Annotated in this window: 2 protein-coding genes; both read left to right on the top strand. The window is 37.0% G+C overall.

Going from position 1 to position 570, the window contains the following annotated elements; all coding sequences use genetic code 11:
* A partial coding sequence (locus tag J3L16_RS15925) for a phosphopantetheine-binding protein (RefSeq protein ID WP_207614049.1) occupies positions 1-339 on the top strand: 339 nt, incomplete at its 5' end.
* 1 nt (position 340) lies between these two features.
* Positions 341-570, top strand: a 230-nt coding sequence (locus J3L16_RS15920; protein WP_207614048.1) for a hypothetical protein, incomplete at its 3' end; no start/stop codon positions are given.

The raw sequence follows: 570 nt of genomic DNA, 5'->3' as shown, positions 1-570 counted from the left end.
TTACCTGCGCCTGAATTAGCCAACATCAATACGTATGAAGCACCTGAGGGTGACACAGAAATTGCCCTTGCGGGTATTTGGCAAGAGGTATTGGGTGTTGAGCAAGTAGGGCGGCATGATAATTTCTTTGCATTGGGTGGGCATTCTTTAGCTGTTATGCAAGTGAAGTCAGAAATACATAAGCAAACTGGTTATGAGTTATCTGTTCGTAATTTATTTGAAACGCCGAATATTAGTTCGCTAGCTTCATCTTTACCAAGTGATCTTTTTAGTAAAGATAATGAGAAATCTAAACGTGTCGCCAAAATGGCATCATTATTTGAAGAATTCGAGATATAAAATGTCAATTAACGAAGTTCAATTAGCAAAAAAGTTTATTAATTTACATCAAAAAGATCAGGTTAAGCTGTTAAATAAATTAAAACAACACGAATTAAACTTTTTAGATCTACCAATCGTTAAATCGACAGCGGATCATGTAGATAATATACCCTTGTCTTATGCCCAAACAGGGTTGTGGTTAACATGGCAGCTTAATCCAGAAAGCGCGGCGTATAACATGTCGGGTGT

Source organism: Alteromonas sp. 5E99-2, from assembly GCF_017368475.1.
Classification (GTDB): Bacteria; Pseudomonadota; Gammaproteobacteria; order Enterobacterales; family Alteromonadaceae; genus Alteromonas_F.
The sequence above is the reverse complement of the archived record's forward strand: the minus strand, read 5'-3'. Positions and strand labels throughout refer to the sequence as shown.